This is a genomic window from Streptosporangium sp. NPDC049644 (genome assembly GCF_040675205.1).
Classification (GTDB): Bacteria; Actinomycetota; Actinomycetes; order Streptosporangiales; family Streptosporangiaceae; genus Streptosporangium; species Streptosporangium fukuiense.
The window spans coordinates 1-16737 of the sequence record NZ_JBFAOJ010000115.1 but is presented as its reverse complement, the minus strand read 5'-3'; the positions used below and the strand labels follow the sequence as shown (position 1 = coordinate 16737).

The window sequence follows — 16737 nt, the reverse complement described above, 5'->3', positions numbered from 1 at the left end:
ACCGCGAATGACGAAACACGATTCCGCACGTACCCGCACCGAGGACATGGTCGTGTCCGCCGACGGCACCCCGATCGCCTTCGAGCGCACCGGGAACGGCCCGGTCGTCGTGCTCGTGGCCCAGGCGCTGTCCGACCGCCGCGACAACCGTCGGCTCGGCGAACTGCTCGCGGCATCGCATACCGTCGTGAACTACGATCGGCGCGGCCGCGGGGCGAGCGGCGACGCCGCGACCTGGGCGATCGAGCGCGAGATCGAGGATCTAGAGGCGCTCGTCGACACGTGCGGCGGGAAGGCCGCGCTCTTCGGCGCGTCGTCCGGGGCGGTGCTCGCCCTGGACGCGGCGGCCGCGCTGCCGGGGAAGGTGAGCCATGTCGTCGCCTACGAGCCGCCGATCATCGTGGACGATCGGCGGCTCCCCGTCCCGAGGGAGCTCGCCGACCGCCTTGCCGGGCTCGTCCGCGCCGACCGGGCGTCGGAGGCCGTGCGGGAGTTCCACCGCGTCGCGCTCGGCGCGCCGCCCTTCATGGTCATGGCCATGCGGCTGATGGTTCCGATCTGGCGCACGATGGTCGCCATGGCGCCGACGACGGTGTACGACGCCCGCCTCTGCGCGGGCCTGCAGGACGGTGTTCCGCTCGACCCCGCGCGCTGGGACGCGCTCGACGCCCCCGCGCTCGTGCTCGTCGGCGGCAAAGGCGAGCCGTTCATGCAGAGTGGTACCGAGGCGCTGGCATCGGCGATCGACGCTCGGCGCGAGACCATTCCGGGCGCGCACCACGGAACACCGATGATGAAGCCGGCGCTGCTGACGCAGGCGCTGCACTCGTTCCTCACGGTCTCGAAGAGCTGAGACGCGGCGCGGCTGTCTGGAAGATGCCGGGATCGGGCCCGAACCGCTGGAGTACATGTCACGAATCGAGTCCGCGTTCGAGCCCTTCTCCCCCGCACCCGTCACCGCGCCGCACGGAGGCTCCCCAGGTAGGACACCACGCTCTCGACGTAACGCGGACCTGCCGCCTTCAGCCCCCGCAGATGACCCGCCGGAAGCTCCGCGACCGTGGCATGCGGGTAGAGGGCGGCCACTGCGATCGTGTCCTCTGACGCCACGATCCTGTCCTGCGTGCCGGTGAGATAGAGCATCGGGGTGATGCCGGACGCGGAGGTGTGCGGGTCGGGCGGCCAGGAGGCCCCGAGCATCCCGACTGCCGCCCCGGCGAACTCCGCGGCGACGGAGGGGCCGCTCAGCAGCCTGGTCAGCCACGGGGGCCCGGGGAGGCCGCCTTCGGTCAGGAAGTGCCGGAGCATGGCGTCCAGATCGAGGCCGGGGCCGCTGTCGCAGATGATGCCTCCGATCGCGGTGGTCTCGGTGCGGAGGGAGTAGAGGGTCGAGAACGTCGAGAACGAGAATCCCCAGACGATCGGGGCGCCGCTGTCCGGCCAGGTGTCGGCCGCGACGCCGAGGCAGGCGGCGATGTCGTTGCTGTAGCGCTCGGCGAGCCGATCCTGTGAGGGATCGCCGCCGGAGAGGCCGTGGTTGCGGTGGTCGAACATCACGACGTGATAGCCGAGCTCGTGGAGCAATGCCGCATGCGGAAGGCTGGCGGACTTCGTCAATCCGATCCCGTGGCCGAGGATCACGACTCCGGCTCCGTCGCCCGGTATGAGCCACAGGTGGAGATCGATGCCGTCGTCCGTGGTGGTGACGAGCACGGACGACGGCAGTCCGATGTGGTCCGGCTCACGATGATGCTTCTTGCGGGGCGGATGGAACAGGAGGTGCGCCAATCTCCTCCCGATCCAGCGCGGCACGGCCGCCCCACTCATGAGTCCTCACCGCCGACCCGCAGAATCGCCGACACGGCGGCGAGAAGCGCGCTCTCCAGCCAGGGCGCCATCGGCCCGTCCGTTGCGAGCACCTGCCTCGCCGCGGCGTACGGCAGGTCGATCAGAGCGAATCGCGCTCTGCCCGCGCTCTGCTCGTCCACCGCGCCGAAGCAGGCGCGCGCGCAGGAGAGGACTGCCCGATGCACTTTGTCGTTGAGCGTCGCCAACTCGTCGCCGAGTTCCTCCGGCCAGAGTGCGATCAGATCTTCGCGCCGGTACAGCACCAGGAGCCTCGCCTCGGAGCGGTGGTCGGCGGTCCAGTTCACCGTGTACGCGGCGGCGGCTCTGGCCGCCCGTATGGGCTCCGGGTGGTTCAGCGCGGCGAGGTACCCCTCCTGGAAGCGCCGCACGGTGCGGATCCAGAGCTTCGCCAGGATCAAATCGCGCGAGGCGAATCGGTGATAGATCGACCCGGACGGCGCTCCCAGTCGGTGCGCGATCGCGACGACGGTGACCGCATGGACGCCATCCTCGGCGACGATGCCCAACGCGGCATCCAGGATGTCCGCTTCGGTGTATTTTGCGGCTCGCCCCATGTCACGCTCCCGTGTTCGCCGATCCCCGAAGAGGGATACCGATCCCGTTGTCATGAGCGCCTCCGCCCATCGCCCTAATTAGAGAGACCTCTCTATTATACGCACGGCTCTCCGAATCCGCCGCAGGTGAGGACCGGGCCGTGCGGGGCCGCACCCCGCACAGCCCGATCTGGCTCAGTGCCGATCCGCGGCGGCAGCGGAGTGAGGCACGCGGCGACGGCGAGGATCGCGGCCCTCGTGTCCGTCACCGATCCCAGCGCGAGGAAGACCGTCGACACGAGCGTCGTAACGGTCGCGTCGATGAGATCGAGCACGTCAGCGGCGAGGACGACCGCGAAGGGCCACCAACGGGCTCTCACAGCGGCGGCACCGGCAGGGTCTCACACGGTCAGGCGGCCGGCTCCGGAGGCGCCAAGAGGTCGGAGATGAAACTGCGTACGGTTTCTCGCAGATCCACCTCGGCCGGGTCCAGCAGCCACTGGAGCTGGACGCCGTCCAGCACGCCCAGCAAGAGGACCGCCAGCTGGCCAGGCGGTAGCGTGGACCGGATCTCGCCACGCGCGGCGGCCTCGGTGAGAGCGGTTTCGAGAAGGCGCCGAGCCCTGCGATACCGGTCGCGGAAGTACGGGTGCGCAGGATGGTCTTCGGCGGTGGCCTCCGCCGAGAGCACGCAGTGCATCTCGGCGAAGCCCGAGTGCGCGATGTTCTCGGCCAGCATGCCCATCACGGAGTCGACGAGGTCCTCGCGTGACGGCGACGGCGGCATGGACGTGCCGGGCTCGGAGGCGCGGCGGTCCCGCTCCTGCAGGACCGCGGCGAGGAGGGCGTCTTTGTCGGGGAAGTAGTAGGACAGGCCGGCATGGGTCATGCCGAGCTTGGCAGCCACGTCCTTGAAGGTCGCACCCCTGTAGCCGGTGCTGCCGAAGATCTCGGCGGCGGCCTCGATCGCCGCCGCCCTCACCCGCGCACTCTTCGAGTACGGCCCTCTTGCCGCCGTCACTGCCGGCCGGCCCCCGTCCGCCTGATGTAGCGATAGCCATGAAAAGCTTACTCCGGCTAGATTTTCCATCGCCACATCAGAAGCGGATCGTCGCGGGTGACATCGCCCTGGGCGCGTATGCGGTGCGGTCCGCCAGGCAACGTCACCGGCCGCGGTCCCGAGGTCACCCGCCGCCCACGCTCCGCCATGGCACCACACCAGACCACCTTTCTTGGGTGCTGAGACCCGGCACGAGGCCGTCGTCATCGCCCGCAGACTCGGACGCCCCCCCGATCTGTTAATAAAACGTTTCAATTCCCTCTTGTCTCGCCCTACGGCCGGAGTTAGATTCCTCCTTCAGAAGTACTGAGACGTATAAGGAACTCTCTGTCACCAAGGAGATTCTGACGGTGGTACGTGATCAGATCCAGCAGGCCGTGGACGACGGCATCTGGCCCGCCGCCGCCTCCCGCGAACAGCGAGCCGCCCAGATGGCGGCCTGGCGGCTCGAATGGCAGCCGGGAACCCGCTACATGTACCACGCCACCTCGGCGCACTGGGTGCTGACCGAGGTGATCCACCGGGTGACCGGCCAGGACTTCCGGCAGGCACTGCGCGCCCGGATCCTCGACCCGCTCGGACTCGACCGGCTGGAACTGGGCGTGCCGATCGACAGGCAGGCAGACCTCAAGCTCGTGACCACGACCGGGACCCGCTCGATGGAGGTGCTCGAAGCGCTGTTCGGGCAACCGGTCGACGTGGCCGTCCTGGATGCCGACTCGGAGAGGACATTGGCCATCGCCAACGACCCGAGGCTACGCGCGGTGGGCGTGCCGGGCGCGAACGCGTTCTCCTATGCGGCCGGTGTGGCCCTGTTCTACCAGGAACTCCTGCACAACACGGCCGGCGTTTGGCGGCCGGACGTGCTGGCCATGGCCACCGGCGAGATCCGCAACTCCTTCCCCGACCTCATCCGCACGGGAGCCGGCGCCAACCGGACCATCGGCCTGATCGTCGCAGGTCCTGACGACGGCGCTGCGCTGAAGATCCCGTCGCTCGGCGTCGAGGTTCCGCTCCGGCCGTTCGGCGGCCGGGTGTCGCCGCGCGCGTTCGGCCACGGCGGGGCGGGCGGGCAGTCCGCCTGGGCCGACCCGGAGACCGGCCTGTCGTTCTGCCTGCTCGTCAGCGGGATGGACCGCGATGTACTGGGTGACCACGAACGGCACACCGCCATCGAGTCGCAAGCGGCGCGGTGGGCATGATGTCTGACCGGGTCACGGATCTCACTCTCGCCGAACAGGCCTCCCTCGCCTCGGGCGGCACGGCCTGGACCACCGCCGCCGTCCGCGACGTGGTCCGATCGCTTCACCTCTCGGACGGCCCGCACGGACTCAGGCGCGCGCAGGACGAGTCACTGCTGTCCGCCAGCGTGCCCGCGACCTGCTTTCCGCCCGCCGTCACGTCGGGATCGACCTGGGATCCCGCACTCGTGCGCCGAATGGGCACCGCCCTGGCCCGGGAGGCTTCGGCACTCGGCGTCGACGTGATCCTGGGCCCCGGGATCAACATCAAGCGCAGCCCCCTGTGCGGTCGCAACTTCGAGTACTTCTCCGAGGACCCGCACGTCAGCGGCGTCATGGGGGCAGCGCTCGTCGAGGGCATCCAGTCGCTGGGCGTCGGCGCCTGCGTCAAGCACTTCGCCGTGAACAACCAGGAGACCGACCGGATGCGCGTCAGCGCGGACGTCGACGAGCGCACGCTGCGCGAGCTGTACCTGTCCGCTTTCGAACACGTCGTGCGCGAGGCCCGGCCGTACACCGTGATGGCCTCCTACAACCGGATCAACGGCGTGTACGCGTGCGAGAACCTGTGGCTGCTGACGCGGGTGCTGCGTCAGGAGTGGGGTTTCGACGGCCTGGTCATGTCCGACTGGGGCGCCGTCAACGACCGGGCCGCGGCTCTGGCGGCCGGGCTCGACCTGCAGATGCCGCCGGACGGCACCGATCGCCGGCTCGTGGCGGCGGTCGAGGATGGCCGCCTGGACCGGGCGGCCGTCACCGCCGCCGCCACGCGCGTGCTTCAGCTGCAGGAACGGGTGGACCGTGCGCAGCGCTTCGACGACTGGGACGTGGACGCCCACCACGAGCTGGCCCGCGAGGCGGCCCGTGCGGGCGCGGTCCTGCTGAAGAACGACGGCGGCCTGCTGCCGCTCGACCCGGCGGCGCACCTCACGGTGGCGGTCATCGGCGAGTTCGCCCGGACCCCCCGCTACCAGGGCCACGGCAGCTCCCGAGTGACGCCCACCCGCCTGGACAACGCCTGGGACGCGTTACGGCAGGCGGCGGGCCCGGACCTGAAGCTGACCTTCTCCCCCGGTTTCACCCTGACCGGCGCGCCCGACCCCGGGCTGACGGACGAGGCCGTGGCACACGCCGCGCAGGCGGATGTCGCACTGCTCTTCCTCGGTCTGCCGGAGGAGTCGGAGACCGAGGGGCGCGACCGCACGGACATCGAACTCCCCCGCTGCCAGGTGGAACTGCTGCGCTCAGTCGCCGCGGCCTGCCGCAAGGTCGCGGTCGTGCTGGCCAACGGCGCGGTGGTCTCGGTGGCCGACTGGCAGGACGACGCGCAGGCCGTACTGGAAGCCTGGCTCGGCGGCCAAGCGGGCGGCGCCGCGCTGGCCGACCTGCTGTACGGCGCCTGCAGCCCGTCCGGCAAGCTGACCGAGTCCATCCCGCTCCGGCTCCAGGACGTGCCCTCCTACCTGTACTTCCCCGGCCAGGACCGGCACACGGTCCACGGCGAGGGCCGTTACGTCGGCTACCGCCACTACGACACGCTGGACCTGCCGGTGGCCTACCCCTTCGGGCACGGGCTGAGCTACACGACCTTCTCCTACGGCGACCTGAAGGTGGAGCAGACCGGCGACAACTCCTGGACGGTCCGCGCCACCGTCACCAACACCGGCCCTCGCCACGGCGAGGAAGTCGTCCAGCTCTACGTCGCCTTCGACGAGCCTCACCCCACCCGGCCCCGGCACGAACTGCGCGGCTTCGCCAAGCTGGCGCTGGAGCCCGGCGCCTCGGCGCGGGCGGAGTTCCGGCTCGCCGGTCGCGACCTGGCCTGGTACTCCACTCAGCGGGGTGGCTGGCGCATCGACCCCGGCACGTTCACGGTCGAGGTGGGCGCCTCCTCCCGCGACATCCGGCTGCGGGCCGAGTTGTCCACGCCCGGCGACGGCATCGCCGACGAGCTGACCGCCGCCTCCTCGCTCGGCGAATGGCTCGACCATCCGGTCGGCGGCAAGCTCCTCCGTGACCGGCTCACGGCACACCCGGGTGCCGTCAAGCTCGACGACGTCGGCCCGCACGTGCTGTCCGCCGTAAGCCAGATCCCGCTCGGCAAGTTCGTCGGTCCCATCCTCGGGCTCACATCGGAAACCGTCGCCGCACTCGCCGCGGCCGCGCAGAAGGAGACAGCATGAGCAACCACGAGCTCCATCCGGAACTTGCCGTACGGCTTGAGCACTTCGCCGCGCAGGAGCCCGGCGTGGAGACATTCGAGATGCTGGGGGCGCCGTTCGGCCCGCCCGAGACGTGGGACCTGAAGATCGAGGATCGCGAGATCCAGGGGCCGGGTGGCGCTCTCCGGCTGCGGATCTACCGCCCCGTGAGCGACGCGTTCGACCGGCCATGCCTGGTGTGGCTGCACGGCGGCGCCTGGGTCGGCGGCGACCTGGACATGCCCGAGGCTCACGAGACCGGCCGAGGTGTCGCCGGGAGGGCGAACGCCGTCGTGGTCTCCGTCGAGTACCGCCTGTGCAACGAGGAGGTGCACTTCCCCGCTCCGCTCGACGACGTCGTCACCGCCTATCGCTGGGTGCGGGAGCACGCCGCGGACCTCGGCGTCGATGCGGCCCGCGTCGCGCTGGGAGGCGCCAGCGCCGGCGGCAACCTGGCTGCCGGGGCGGCTCTGCGGCTGCGCGATGAAGGCGAGGCGCCCTGGCAGGCGCTGCTCCTCTACCCGCTGGTGCATGCTCCGCTGCCCGCGCCCTCGGCCGAACTGGCCGCGGCTCTGGCCGAGCTGCCCGCCGGGCTGAGCATCCCGAAGGAGCTCATAGCCCAGGTGTTCGCCGTCTTCCTGGACGGCGGCGCGGTCGAGACGGCCTCGCCGTACGCCTTCCCCGGCCACGCCGAGGACCTGCGCGGTTTTCCGCCCACCTACATCGACAACGACGAGTTCGACAGCCTACGCGGCAGCGGTGAAATCTTCGCCGAGCAACTGCGCGCCGCCGGGGTGGAGGTCGAGCAGGTCATGTCGCCGGGCGTGCTGCACGGCCACCTCAACCTGGTCGGTCTCGACATCGCGCACGCCACCCTCGACCGCATGGCGGCCCGCCTGCGCAAGGAAGGCATCCAGTGACCGAGGTCGACGGGATCTTCGACACACGGTTCGAGCCGGTGGTGGCGGCCTTCGCCGAGACGGTGACCGAGCCGGAGTCGGGTGGTGCGGCGCTGTCGGTGTGGCATGACGGTGTGGCATGACGGTGTGGCATGACGGTGTGGCATGACGGTGTGGCATGACGGTGTGGCATGACGGTGTGGCATGACGGTGCCGAGGTGATCAATGTGTGGCTCGGCACCGCCGACGCCCGTACCGGCCGCGTCTGGTCCGAGGCTCTGCCCTGGCTCTCCGGCGCGTCCTTCGGCCATGACGGGGCCGGCGGCCAGGCCGGGTTCGCCGACCCGGCCCACCACGTGGGCTTCGGCTACCTCACCATTCGCGCACACCCCGAAGCCCAGCTTGCACTGGTTGGGGAGGGTGGCCGCCACCAATGGAGCACACCTGGACGACGGCCGGCCCTGACCGCTCAGTACGTGGCCCGGCCGCCGCTGATGTCGTAGACGGCGCCGGTGGAGAAGCTGACCTTGTCGGAGGCCAGCCAGGCGATCAGCTCGGCGACTTCCTCGGCTCGGCCGACGCGGCGCATCGGGATGAGGTCGGTGATGTGGGCCAGGGCCTCGGTACCGGTGTCGGCGTTCATCGGGGTCTCGATCACCGCCGGTGCGATGGCGTTGACCAGGACGCCGCTGGTGGCCAGTTCCTTGCCCAGCGACTTGGTCACCCCGATGACGGCCGCCTTGGAGGCGGAGTACGGCGCCATGTTCGGGTTGCCGTCCTTGCCGGCCATGCTGGCGAGGTTGACGATCCGTCCCCAGCCGCGCTCGCGCATGCCGGGAGCGAAGGCGCGGCAGGTGTGGAAGGTGCCGTCGACGTTCACCGCGAACGTGCGCCGCCAGCCGTCCAGCGGGATCTGCCACAACGGGGCGTTCGGCCCGACGATTCCGGCGGAGTTGACCAGGATGTCGATTGGGCCGACCTCGTCGGCGGCGGCCTGGACGGCGGCGGCGTCGGTGACGTCCACGACCAGGTCGGCACCGTCGGCGACGTCGAGCGTGATCACTTTGACCCCGTCGGCTTCCAGGCGAACGGCGGCAGCCTTGCCCAGGCCGCTGACCCCGCCGGTGATGAGTGCGGTGCGCATGGAGGGTCCTTTCAGTGGGATTCGCGGGCCACCCGGTCGCCGCTGGAGCCGATGAGGAAATCGAGGTCGGCACCGATATTGGCTTGCTGGACGGTGTCGACGTACAGCCGCTCCCACCCACGGGCGGGCGCGGCGAAACCGGTGGTGACCGGTTCTCGAGTGGACAGGTCGGCTTCAACGTCGATCCGCCTGCCCGGCACGTCGAGAACGATCATGTCGCCGGTGCGGACCTTGGCGAGCGGGCCGCCCGCAGCAGCCTCGGGGGCGACATGGAGCACGACGGTGCCGTAGGCGGTGCCGCTCATGCGGCCGTCGCAGACGCGCACCATGTCGCGCACACCCTGGGCGAGCAGCTTGGCCGGCAGCGGCATGTTCGACACCTCCGGCATGCCCGGGTAGCCCTTGGGTCCGCAGCCGCGCAGGATCAGCACCGAGTCCGCGGTCACCTCCAGGTCCGGGTCGTCCAGGCGGGCGTGCAGGTCCTCGATCGAGTCGAACACGACCGCCGGGCCGCGGTGACGCAGCAGTTCGGGGGAGGCGGCGGCTGGTTTGATCACGGCGCCGTCGGGGGCGAGGTTGCCGTACAGTACTGCGATCCCGGCATCCTCCCGCAGCGACTTGTCCCGGGGACGGATGACCTCACGGTCGTGGACCGTCGCCTCACCGAGATGCTCGACCAGCGGGCGGCCGGTGACCGTCAGCGCGGCCGGGTCGAGCAGGTCCCGCACCTCGTTCAGTACGGCATGCAGACCGCCTGCCCGGTACAGGTCGTCCATCAGGAACCGACCGGCGGGCTGCAGGTCCACCAGGAGCGGAACGCCGGAGCCGTAGCGGTCGAAGTCGTCCTGGGTCAGCTCGACGCCGAGCCGTCCGGCGATGGCCAGGAGGTGGACGACGGCGTTGGTGGAGCCGCCGAGCGCGGCCAGGGCGACGACGGCGTTGAGGAACGAGCTACGGGTCATGACCTGGCTGGGACGACGGCCGGCGGCGATCATGTCGACGATCAGGCGGCCGGTCTCGTGGGCGCCTTCCAGCAGGCGGCTGTCGGGGGCGGGCGTGCCGGCCAGACCGGGCAGGGTCATACCGAGCACCTCGGCCAGCAGGCCCATGGTGGAGGCGGTGCCCATCGTGTTGCAGTGGCCCTTGCTGCGGATCATCGACGACTCCGAGCGCAGGAACTCGACCCGGCTCAGCGTCCCGGCCCTGACCTCCTCGCTCAACGCCCACACGTCGGTACCGCAACCCAGCGCGACCCCGCGGAAGTGGCCGGTGAGCATCGGCCCGCCGGGCACGACGACCGCGGGCAGGTCGACCGAGGCGCCGGCCATGAGCAGGGCGGGGATGGTCTTGTCACAGCCGCCGAGCAGCACCACCCCGTCGATCGGGTTGGCGCGCAGCATCTCCTCGATGGCCATCGCGGCCAGGTTGCGCCACAGCATGGCCGTCGGCCGTACCTGGGTTTCCCCGAGGGAGACGACCGGCAGGTTCAGCGGCACCCCGCCTGCCTCCCACACGCCGCGTTTGACGTGCTCGGCCACCTCGTCCAGGTGCGTGTTGCAGGGGGTCAGGTCGGAGGCGGTATTGGCGATCGCGATGTGCGGGCGGCCGTCGAAGGCATGCTCCGGGAGCCCGCGCCGCATCCAGGCACGGTGGATGTAGGCGTTGCGGTCGCTCCCGCCGTACCACTGGCTACTACGGGTCATCCCGCCTCCCTTGGTGAATTTCTAGGAATATATCAGTTTTCACTGTTTGGAACGATGGTCTAGCATTCGGAATATGGATGAATCCAAGCTGGTCGGATCCGACCGGGTGCTGGCGGTGCTGACCGAGCTGGCCGACCATCCCGACGGGATCGGACTGGAGGAGATGGCCCGGGCTGTGGCCAGTCCGAAGCCGACCGTGCACCGCGCGCTGGCCGCGCTGCGCCGCGCCGGATTCGCCGCGCGGAACGGCCACGGCCGCTACCTGCTGGGCGACGAGTTCCTGCGGATGGCCTTCGCCCACCACCAGGCCCGGCCCGACCACATCCGCGTGACGCCCATCTTGGAGGCCCTGTGTGAGCGGTTTGACGAGACCGTGCACTACGCGGTGCTCGACGGGCGTTCGGTGGTCTACCGCTCCAAGCTCGACCCGCCCACCGGCGCGGTGCGGCTGACCTCCGTCGTGGGCGGGCGCAATCCCGCGCACTGCACGGGCGTTGGCAAGGTGCTGCTCGCCTACGCGCTGCCCGACCTCGACGCGGTCCGCGCCTGGGCGGGGGACCAGCCGCTGGAGCGACCGACGGAGCACTCCGTCGGGGCGGTCGAGGACCTGCATGCCGCCCTGGTCCGCATCCGCGAGCAGGGCTATGCCACCGACGATCAGGAGAACGAGCCGGGCGTCAACTGCGTGGCGGTTCCGGTGTACCTGACCTCCCCCACGGCGCCGAGCGGTGCGATCAGCGTCAGCGGGCTGACCTACCGCACCCCCCTGGACAAGCTCGTCCGCGAGCTGCCCGCCATCCGTGCCATCGTCGCAGGCGAGGAACCCGCATGATCGCTTCCCCCGCCTCCGCCGACGTCTACACCCTGGGCGAGGGGCCGGTCTGGGATCCGGTACGGCAGCGCCTGCTGTGGGTGGACATCGTCGCGGGAGCGGTCCACGAAGGTCGCCTGGACGGCGAGCGCATCGACGTCACCGGCTCCCACCGGTTCGACTCCACGGTGGGCGCGGTCGCCGTCTCCGCCGAGGGTGAGCTGATCGTCGCGGAGAGAATCACCCTGACCCGGGTCGGCCTGGACGGTAGCCGTACCACACTGGCGCAGGTCCGCACCCGCGGCCGACTCAACGACGGCGCGGTCGACCCGGCCGGACGCTTCCTGATCGGCAGCCTCGGACAGGTGGGCCAGGAGGTGCTCGCCCGGCTCGACGAGACCGGCATCACCTACCTCGACACCGACCTGACGCTCTCCAACGGCCTTGCCTGGATCGACGGCCGCCTCTACAGCGTGGACACCGGCTCGGGCATCGTGTGGGTTCGCGACTACGACACCGGGCTACGCCGAGAGGCGTTCAGGATCACCGAGGGCCTGCCGGACGGGATGTGCGCCGACGCCGACGGCACCCTCTGGATCGCCAACTGGGGGCTCGGCCGGGTCGAGCGCCGTACCACCTCCGGAGACCTGCTGGCCTTGGTCGAGACCGGCGCACCGCACACCACCAGCGCCTGCTTCGCCGGGCCCGACCTGGACATCCTCGTCATCACCACCGCCACCCAGGAGCTGAGCGAGCCCGGCCCACTCGACGGACGCCTGTTCACCGCCCGAGTCGGCGTCCGCGGCCTGCCCGCCCCCTACTGGAGAAGCTGACATGTTTCTGATGCGCATCGGCGCCCCCGGCGCCGAGAGGCCGGTCGTCCGGCTCGACGACACCCACTACATCGACGTCTCCGACGTCACCCCCGACTTCGGAGAGCGCTTCTTCGCAGCAGGCGGGACGGCGCTGCTGACCGAGCGGGTGGCGCGCGGCGATGCGCGCGAATTCGCCGGGGAGCGCATCGGCGCCCCTGTCGCCCGGCCGCACCAGATCCTGTGCATCGGGCTGAACTACAGCGACCATGCCGCCGAGACCGGCCAGGCCGTGCCAGACGAGCCGATCCTGTTCACCAAATCCCCCAACACGCTCGTCGGGCCGTACGACGACGTGCGCATCCCGCGCGGCGCCACCAAGACCGACTGGGAGGTGGAGCTGGGCATCGTGATCGGCAAGCGCACCTCCTACCTGGACTCGGTCGACGAGGCCGCTTCCTGCATCGCCGGCTACTGCGTCGTCAACGACGTCAGCGAGCGCGCCTTCCAGATGGAGCGCGGCGGCCAGTGGAGCAAGGGCAAGTCCGCCGAGACCTTCAACCCGGCAGGTCCCTGGCTGGTCACCCCCGACGAGATCGCCGACGTCCGCGACCTGGACATGTGGCTGAACGTCAACGGCGTGCGCAGGCAGACCGGCAGCACGAAGACGATGATCTTCGACCCGTTCTTCATCGTCCACCACCTCAGCCAGTTCATGGTGCTGGAGCCCGGCGACCTGCTCAACACCGGTACCCCTCCCGGTGTCGGCATGGGCTTCGACCCGCAGATCTGGCTCCAGCCCGGCGACCTCGTCGAGCTCGGCATCGACGGCCTGGGCAGCCAGCGCCAGCGCGTCGTCGGCCCCCGGTGATGCGCGCACTGGTCCTGACCGGGCCGGGCAAGGCCGAGATCCAGGAGGTCGAGCTCCCGAGCGCCGGGCCCGGCGAGGTGGTCGTGGACGTCGAGCGGGTCGGCGTGTGCGGCACCGACGTGGAGTTGTTCACCGGGAACATGAGCTACCTGCACACCGGCCGCTCCTGGTACCCGCTGCGCCCCGGCCACGAATGGTGCGGACGCGTCACCGCCGTCGGCTCCCACGTCGACCCTGCCTGGATCGGCCGCCGCGTCACCGGTGACACCATGCTCGGCTGCGGACGCTGCGGACGCTGCCGTACCGGCCGCCACCACGTCTGCCCCGACCTGGCCGAGATCGGCGTCAGCCTGGGCCGTCCGGGCGCGCTGGCCGAACAGATCGCCGTGCCCGCCGCCGCGCTGCACGACCTGCCCGACTCAGTGGATCCCACGCTCGGCGCGCTCGTCGAACCCGGAGGCAACGCGCTGCGAGCCGTCCTGGGCACCGCCCTGAATCCGGGCGAACGGCTCCTGATCCTGGGCACAGGCACCATCGGACTGCTGGTGGCGCTGTTCGCGCGAGCCCAGGGAATCGAGGCCCACCTGCTGGGCCGCGACCGGGACGCCGTGTCCCAAGCGCGACAGCTCGGCTTCACCGACGTCTGGACCCGGCTCACGCTGCCCCCGCTCCCCTGGCACTCCATCGTCGACGCCTCCAATGCCGCCGAACTGCCCACCCTGGCCCTCGACCTCGTCGAACCCGGCCGCCGGATCGTCTACATCGGGCTGGCCGGCAACCCGTCCACGATCGACACCCGTGACCTGGTGCTGCGGGACATCACCGCCGTGGGCATCCTGGGCGGCTCGGCCGGTCTGGCCGGCGCGATCGCCGCCTACGCCGACGGCTCGGTCGACGCCCGCCCGCTCGTCTCGGCCACTGTTACCCTCGCCGAGACCGCCGACATCCTCGCCGGACACCGCCCGGCCGACCTGGGCCCGGGCCCGAAGGTGCACATCGATCCACGACGCTGAAGCCGGGGCCACTGATACGATTCAGTGCCGTTGGCATCCTTGCGAGGGGGACTCGATGGCCAAGAGACGGCGCGTCACTTCCATCGACGTGGCCAAAGAGGCCGGAGTCTCGCAGACCACGGTCAGCTACGTGCTCAACAACGTGCCGTACCAGACCATCCCCGCCGAAACGCGGCAGCGGATCTACGCCGCCGTGGAAAAGCTCGGCTACACCCCCTCGGCGGCGGCCCGGACTCTGCGGCTGGGCCGTAGCGACATCGTGCTGCTGCTCATCGCGAACATGCCGCTGGGCGCCACGGCCATCGAGCTGATCGAACACCTCACCGCCGACCTGGAACAACACGGCCTCAGCGTGATCACCCGTATCGACAGCGGCCGCGCGGTGGCGTCGCTGGGCAAGAGCCTGACACCGGCCGCCGTGGTCTCCTTCGCCCCCGTCTCCGAAGAGCATCGCGCGGATTTGCGCAGCGCCGGCGTGTACGTGGTCGACGTCTGGGGCGACAACGACGACGGGCCGAACGTGATGGCGCGCGGCCAGTTCCGCATCGGCCGCATGCAGGCCGACCATCTGGTCTCCCAAGGGCATACGCGGCTGGGATACGCCGCTCCCGCCGACCACCGACTGGGTCCGTTCCTCGACCCGCGCCTGGAAGGCGTCAGGCGCGGCTGCGCCGAACACGGTTTCACCTCACCGTCCGTACGGCAGGTCGCTCTGGAGACCGCCGCCGCCGCCGACGCCGCGCATGCCTGGCGGGCGGAGGGCGTCACCGCGGTGTGCGCGTTCAACGACGAGGTCGCCATCGCCCTGCTGGCAGGCATACGCGCCACTGGCCTGTCGGCTCCCGGCGACCTGGCCGTCATCGGGGTAGACGACATCCCCCTGGGCCAGTTCGCCGAGCCGCCGCTCACCACGATCAACCAGCATATGGACGCCATCGCCGCCGAACTGACCGATGCGGTGCTCGACGGCCTCAGGAGCCCCAACAGCCGACGCGCCGTGCCGTTGGAGAGCGCGACCCTGGTGATCCGCCACTCAGCCTGATCCGCGCGCAGGAGGCCTCTGCCCGCTCCTGTTCGAGGAGACCGCCGGCTGCAGCGCCTGGATCGTCCCCAACCAGTACCAGCGCACGCAGCTCAACCGGTTCGGCCGAGCGCTCAACCAGAGTCTCGCCCAGAGCGCGGCGAGGCCCGGCTTCCAGTTCGTCGACGCCCAGTCGTTCTTCGCCGGGCACGCTGTCTGCTCCCGCCAGGCTTGGATCCGCCCCGTCCTCAACCTCACTCCGCTCCACCCCGACGCCAACGGCCACCGGTTCGGCTACCTGGCCGCGCTCAACTCGGTGACCGGCTGATCCAGCATCCGCCCGGTGAGGTCCGGATCCGCGACGTCCACCGCTGGTTCGAACCTGCGCCCCCTTGTCCCCAGGCAGACCAGGAGGGGCGGGAGCATGCCTGATACCTGCCCCCACCTGCGCGTACAGTCCACAGTGATCCACCGACGTCCAGCCTTGTTCGGAGTCGTTGTCACTCAAGGACGTCACTCGACGTTCCCTCGCCGGCCGGGGGGCGAACTTTTTTGTCGGTGACCACTGCGATCATGCCGCTCACTTGATCAAAGGAGTGGCGATGACAGAGACCCCCGAAGAATCCCCCTGGCTCTCCGAACACGAAGCACTGGGTGAAATCTACTGCGTGTCCTTCGTTCGGGATCTCCCCCCGGAGGAGGTCCTCCGCCGGTTCGGCGTAGACGAGAGCACCATGGAGGAGGTCACGTCCGACGAGTTGGGCGAGCGCTCGGTGGAGAGCATGAGGGATGACGCGGCCGGTTACATCGGCGCCGTGAAGGTCGGTGACTGGACCCTGGTCATCGAACCAGGAGGATGGAAGATCGCCGTCGACTCCGAGATCATGGCTCGGGTCTCGCGGGGAACCGAGGTCGTGTCGGTCTGCCGTCATGACTACGCCTCGGACACTTTCGCCTACATCGTCGACGGGCAGCCGGTCGTCTGGTTCGACCCGATGCTTCCGGACGCGCGGTCAGGCAATGAGCCGGACCGCTTCGTCAAGGAGATGCGCGAAGTCGGTCTGGATCCCGAGTACGACATCGACATCGACGACTCGCACATCGACTTCCCGATAGAGCGCTCGTTCGCCTTGGCGAGCAGGATCACCGCTCTTCCCTTCTCTCCAGAGATGCTGGAGCTGCGATTCCTCGGCGCAGAACCGCTGGAGGACTGATCGGCAGGTCCCCGTGTGGAGACTGGCCTGTCAGCGGGCTCAGGCGCTCATGGGGTAGCGGGTCAGCAGCTCCCGTACCTCGGGGACGTCGGTGCAGGGCTTGAGACGGGCCAGGACCACGCGGGCGCGCCGGGTGGTGCGGTCGCTGGTGAGATCGACGAACATGTCCAGCATTCGCGAGGCCGTGCGCGCCGCCTCCTCCGGCTCGAAGGTGCGGCAACGCACCTTCCCCGTAGTCGCGTCGCACAGTGGGGCGCTCAGGTGTTCAGGCCGGGCGAAACAGCCTCGACGAACGCACCATCGGGCCGAAATATGGAGAACCGGTATCTCCTCAGGCCCGGTAGC

Annotated in this window: 20 protein-coding genes; 12 read left to right on the top strand and 8 right to left on the bottom strand. The window is 70.0% G+C overall.

Annotated features, from left to right (window positions below):
* Positions 1 to 7: 7 nt before the first annotated feature.
* Positions 8 to 853, top strand: a complete 846-nt coding sequence (locus AB0J58_RS38610) for an alpha/beta hydrolase (protein WP_364225235.1) — start codon at positions 8 to 10, stop codon at positions 851 to 853.
* Between the two features lie 101 nt (positions 854 to 954).
* Here the strand turns inward: AB0J58_RS38610 and AB0J58_RS38605 are convergent, their stop codons facing one another.
* From AB0J58_RS38605 to AB0J58_RS38590, 4 genes are all read right to left on the bottom strand, one after another.
* Positions 955 to 1788, bottom strand: coding sequence for an alpha/beta fold hydrolase (locus tag AB0J58_RS38605; protein WP_364225232.1), 834 nt, complete (start codon positions 1786 to 1788; stop codon positions 955 to 957).
* Between the two features lie 35 nt (positions 1789 to 1823).
* Positions 1824 to 2423 (bottom strand): TetR/AcrR family transcriptional regulator, encoded by a 600-nt coding sequence (locus AB0J58_RS38600; protein ID WP_364225230.1) that lies wholly within the window; start codon positions 2421 to 2423, stop codon positions 1824 to 1826.
* Between the two features lie 95 nt (positions 2424 to 2518).
* The gene (locus AB0J58_RS38595; protein WP_364225227.1) at positions 2519 to 2782 is read right to left on the bottom strand and encodes a hypothetical protein; all 264 of its coding nucleotides are present in this window, start codon (positions 2780 to 2782) and stop codon (positions 2519 to 2521) included.
* Positions 2783 to 2811: 29 nt separating this feature from the next.
* Positions 2812 to 3384: a TetR/AcrR family transcriptional regulator gene (locus tag AB0J58_RS38590; RefSeq protein WP_364225224.1), complete on the bottom strand. Its 573-nt coding sequence runs from the start codon at positions 3382 to 3384 to the stop codon at positions 2812 to 2814.
* Between the two features lie 428 nt (positions 3385 to 3812).
* On the opposite strand from AB0J58_RS38590, the gene AB0J58_RS38585 reads away from it, so the two are divergent.
* From AB0J58_RS38585 to AB0J58_RS38565, 5 genes are read left to right on the top strand one after another with little or no spacing between them, the layout of a single operon-like run.
* Positions 3813 to 4664, top strand: coding sequence for a serine hydrolase domain-containing protein (locus tag AB0J58_RS38585; protein WP_364225221.1), 852 nt, complete (start codon positions 3813 to 3815; stop codon positions 4662 to 4664).
* Positions 4661 to 6886 carry a glycoside hydrolase family 3 C-terminal domain-containing protein gene (locus tag AB0J58_RS38580; RefSeq protein ID WP_364225218.1) on the top strand — a complete coding sequence of 742 codons (2226 nt, stop codon included), beginning with the start codon at positions 4661 to 4663 and terminating at the stop codon, positions 6884 to 6886. The genes AB0J58_RS38585 and AB0J58_RS38580 overlap by 4 nt, the downstream gene beginning before the upstream one ends.
* The gene (locus AB0J58_RS38575) at positions 6883 to 7824 is read left to right on the top strand and encodes an alpha/beta hydrolase fold domain-containing protein (RefSeq protein WP_364225215.1); all 942 of its coding nucleotides are present in this window, start codon (positions 6883 to 6885) and stop codon (positions 7822 to 7824) included. Before AB0J58_RS38580 ends, AB0J58_RS38575 begins: the two co-directional genes overlap by 4 nt.
* On the top strand, positions 7821 to 7946 hold the full coding sequence (locus AB0J58_RS38570; RefSeq protein ID WP_364225212.1) for a hypothetical protein: 126 nt from the start codon (positions 7821 to 7823) through the stop codon (positions 7944 to 7946). The genes AB0J58_RS38575 and AB0J58_RS38570 overlap by 4 nt, the downstream gene beginning before the upstream one ends.
* A 48-nt stretch (positions 7947 to 7994) precedes the next feature.
* A complete protein-coding gene (locus AB0J58_RS38565; protein ID WP_364225209.1) occupies positions 7995 to 8306 on the top strand; it encodes a hypothetical protein in 312 nt (103 codons plus the stop codon).
* Here AB0J58_RS38565 and AB0J58_RS38560 read toward each other — a convergent pair.
* On the bottom strand, positions 8273 to 8947 hold the full coding sequence (locus tag AB0J58_RS38560; RefSeq protein WP_343983694.1) for an SDR family NAD(P)-dependent oxidoreductase: 675 nt from the start codon (positions 8945 to 8947) through the stop codon (positions 8273 to 8275). The genes AB0J58_RS38565 and AB0J58_RS38560 overlap by 34 nt on opposite strands.
* Positions 8948 to 8958: 11 nt before the next feature.
* The gene (locus tag AB0J58_RS38555) at positions 8959 to 10650 is read right to left on the bottom strand and encodes an IlvD/Edd family dehydratase (RefSeq protein ID WP_364225207.1); all 1692 of its coding nucleotides are present in this window, start codon (positions 10648 to 10650) and stop codon (positions 8959 to 8961) included.
* 73 nt (positions 10651 to 10723) lie between these two features.
* Here AB0J58_RS38555 and AB0J58_RS38550 point away from each other — a divergent pair, with 73 nt between their 5' ends.
* From AB0J58_RS38550 to AB0J58_RS38530, 5 genes are read left to right on the top strand one after another with little or no spacing between them, the layout of a single operon-like run.
* Positions 10724 to 11482 carry an IclR family transcriptional regulator gene (locus AB0J58_RS38550; protein WP_364225204.1) on the top strand — a complete coding sequence of 253 codons (759 nt, stop codon included), beginning with the start codon at positions 10724 to 10726 and terminating at the stop codon, positions 11480 to 11482.
* On the top strand, positions 11479 to 12294 hold the full coding sequence (locus tag AB0J58_RS38545) for an SMP-30/gluconolactonase/LRE family protein (protein ID WP_364225202.1): 816 nt from the start codon (positions 11479 to 11481) through the stop codon (positions 12292 to 12294). Before AB0J58_RS38550 ends, AB0J58_RS38545 begins: the two co-directional genes overlap by 4 nt.
* A 1-nt stretch (position 12295) precedes the next feature.
* Positions 12296 to 13144 carry a fumarylacetoacetate hydrolase family protein gene (locus tag AB0J58_RS38540; RefSeq protein WP_364225199.1) on the top strand — a complete coding sequence of 283 codons (849 nt, stop codon included), beginning with the start codon at positions 12296 to 12298 and terminating at the stop codon, positions 13142 to 13144.
* A complete protein-coding gene (locus AB0J58_RS38535; RefSeq protein WP_364225196.1) occupies positions 13144 to 14157 on the top strand; it encodes an alcohol dehydrogenase catalytic domain-containing protein in 1014 nt (337 codons plus the stop codon). The genes AB0J58_RS38540 and AB0J58_RS38535 overlap by 1 nt, the downstream gene beginning before the upstream one ends.
* A gap of 55 nt (positions 14158 to 14212) precedes the next feature.
* On the top strand, positions 14213 to 15199 hold the full coding sequence (locus AB0J58_RS38530) for a LacI family DNA-binding transcriptional regulator (protein ID WP_364225193.1): 987 nt from the start codon (positions 14213 to 14215) through the stop codon (positions 15197 to 15199).
* Positions 15200 to 15472: 273 nt separating this feature from the next.
* Here the strand turns inward: AB0J58_RS38530 and AB0J58_RS38525 are convergent, their stop codons facing one another.
* Positions 15473 to 15604, bottom strand: a complete 132-nt coding sequence (locus AB0J58_RS38525; RefSeq protein WP_364225190.1) for a hypothetical protein — start codon at positions 15602 to 15604, stop codon at positions 15473 to 15475.
* Positions 15605 to 15780: 176 nt separating this feature from the next.
* Between AB0J58_RS38525 and AB0J58_RS38520 the strand changes: the two genes are divergently transcribed.
* Entirely contained in the window at positions 15781 to 16392 is a 612-nt protein-coding gene (locus AB0J58_RS38520) for a DUF6461 domain-containing protein (protein WP_364225188.1), read from the top strand.
* 39 nt (positions 16393 to 16431) lie between these two features.
* On the opposite strand, the gene AB0J58_RS38515 is transcribed toward AB0J58_RS38520, so the two are convergent.
* Positions 16432 to 16617 (bottom strand): hypothetical protein, encoded by a 186-nt coding sequence (locus tag AB0J58_RS38515; protein WP_364225185.1) that lies wholly within the window; start codon positions 16615 to 16617, stop codon positions 16432 to 16434.
* Between the last annotated feature and the right edge of the window lie 120 nt (positions 16618 to 16737).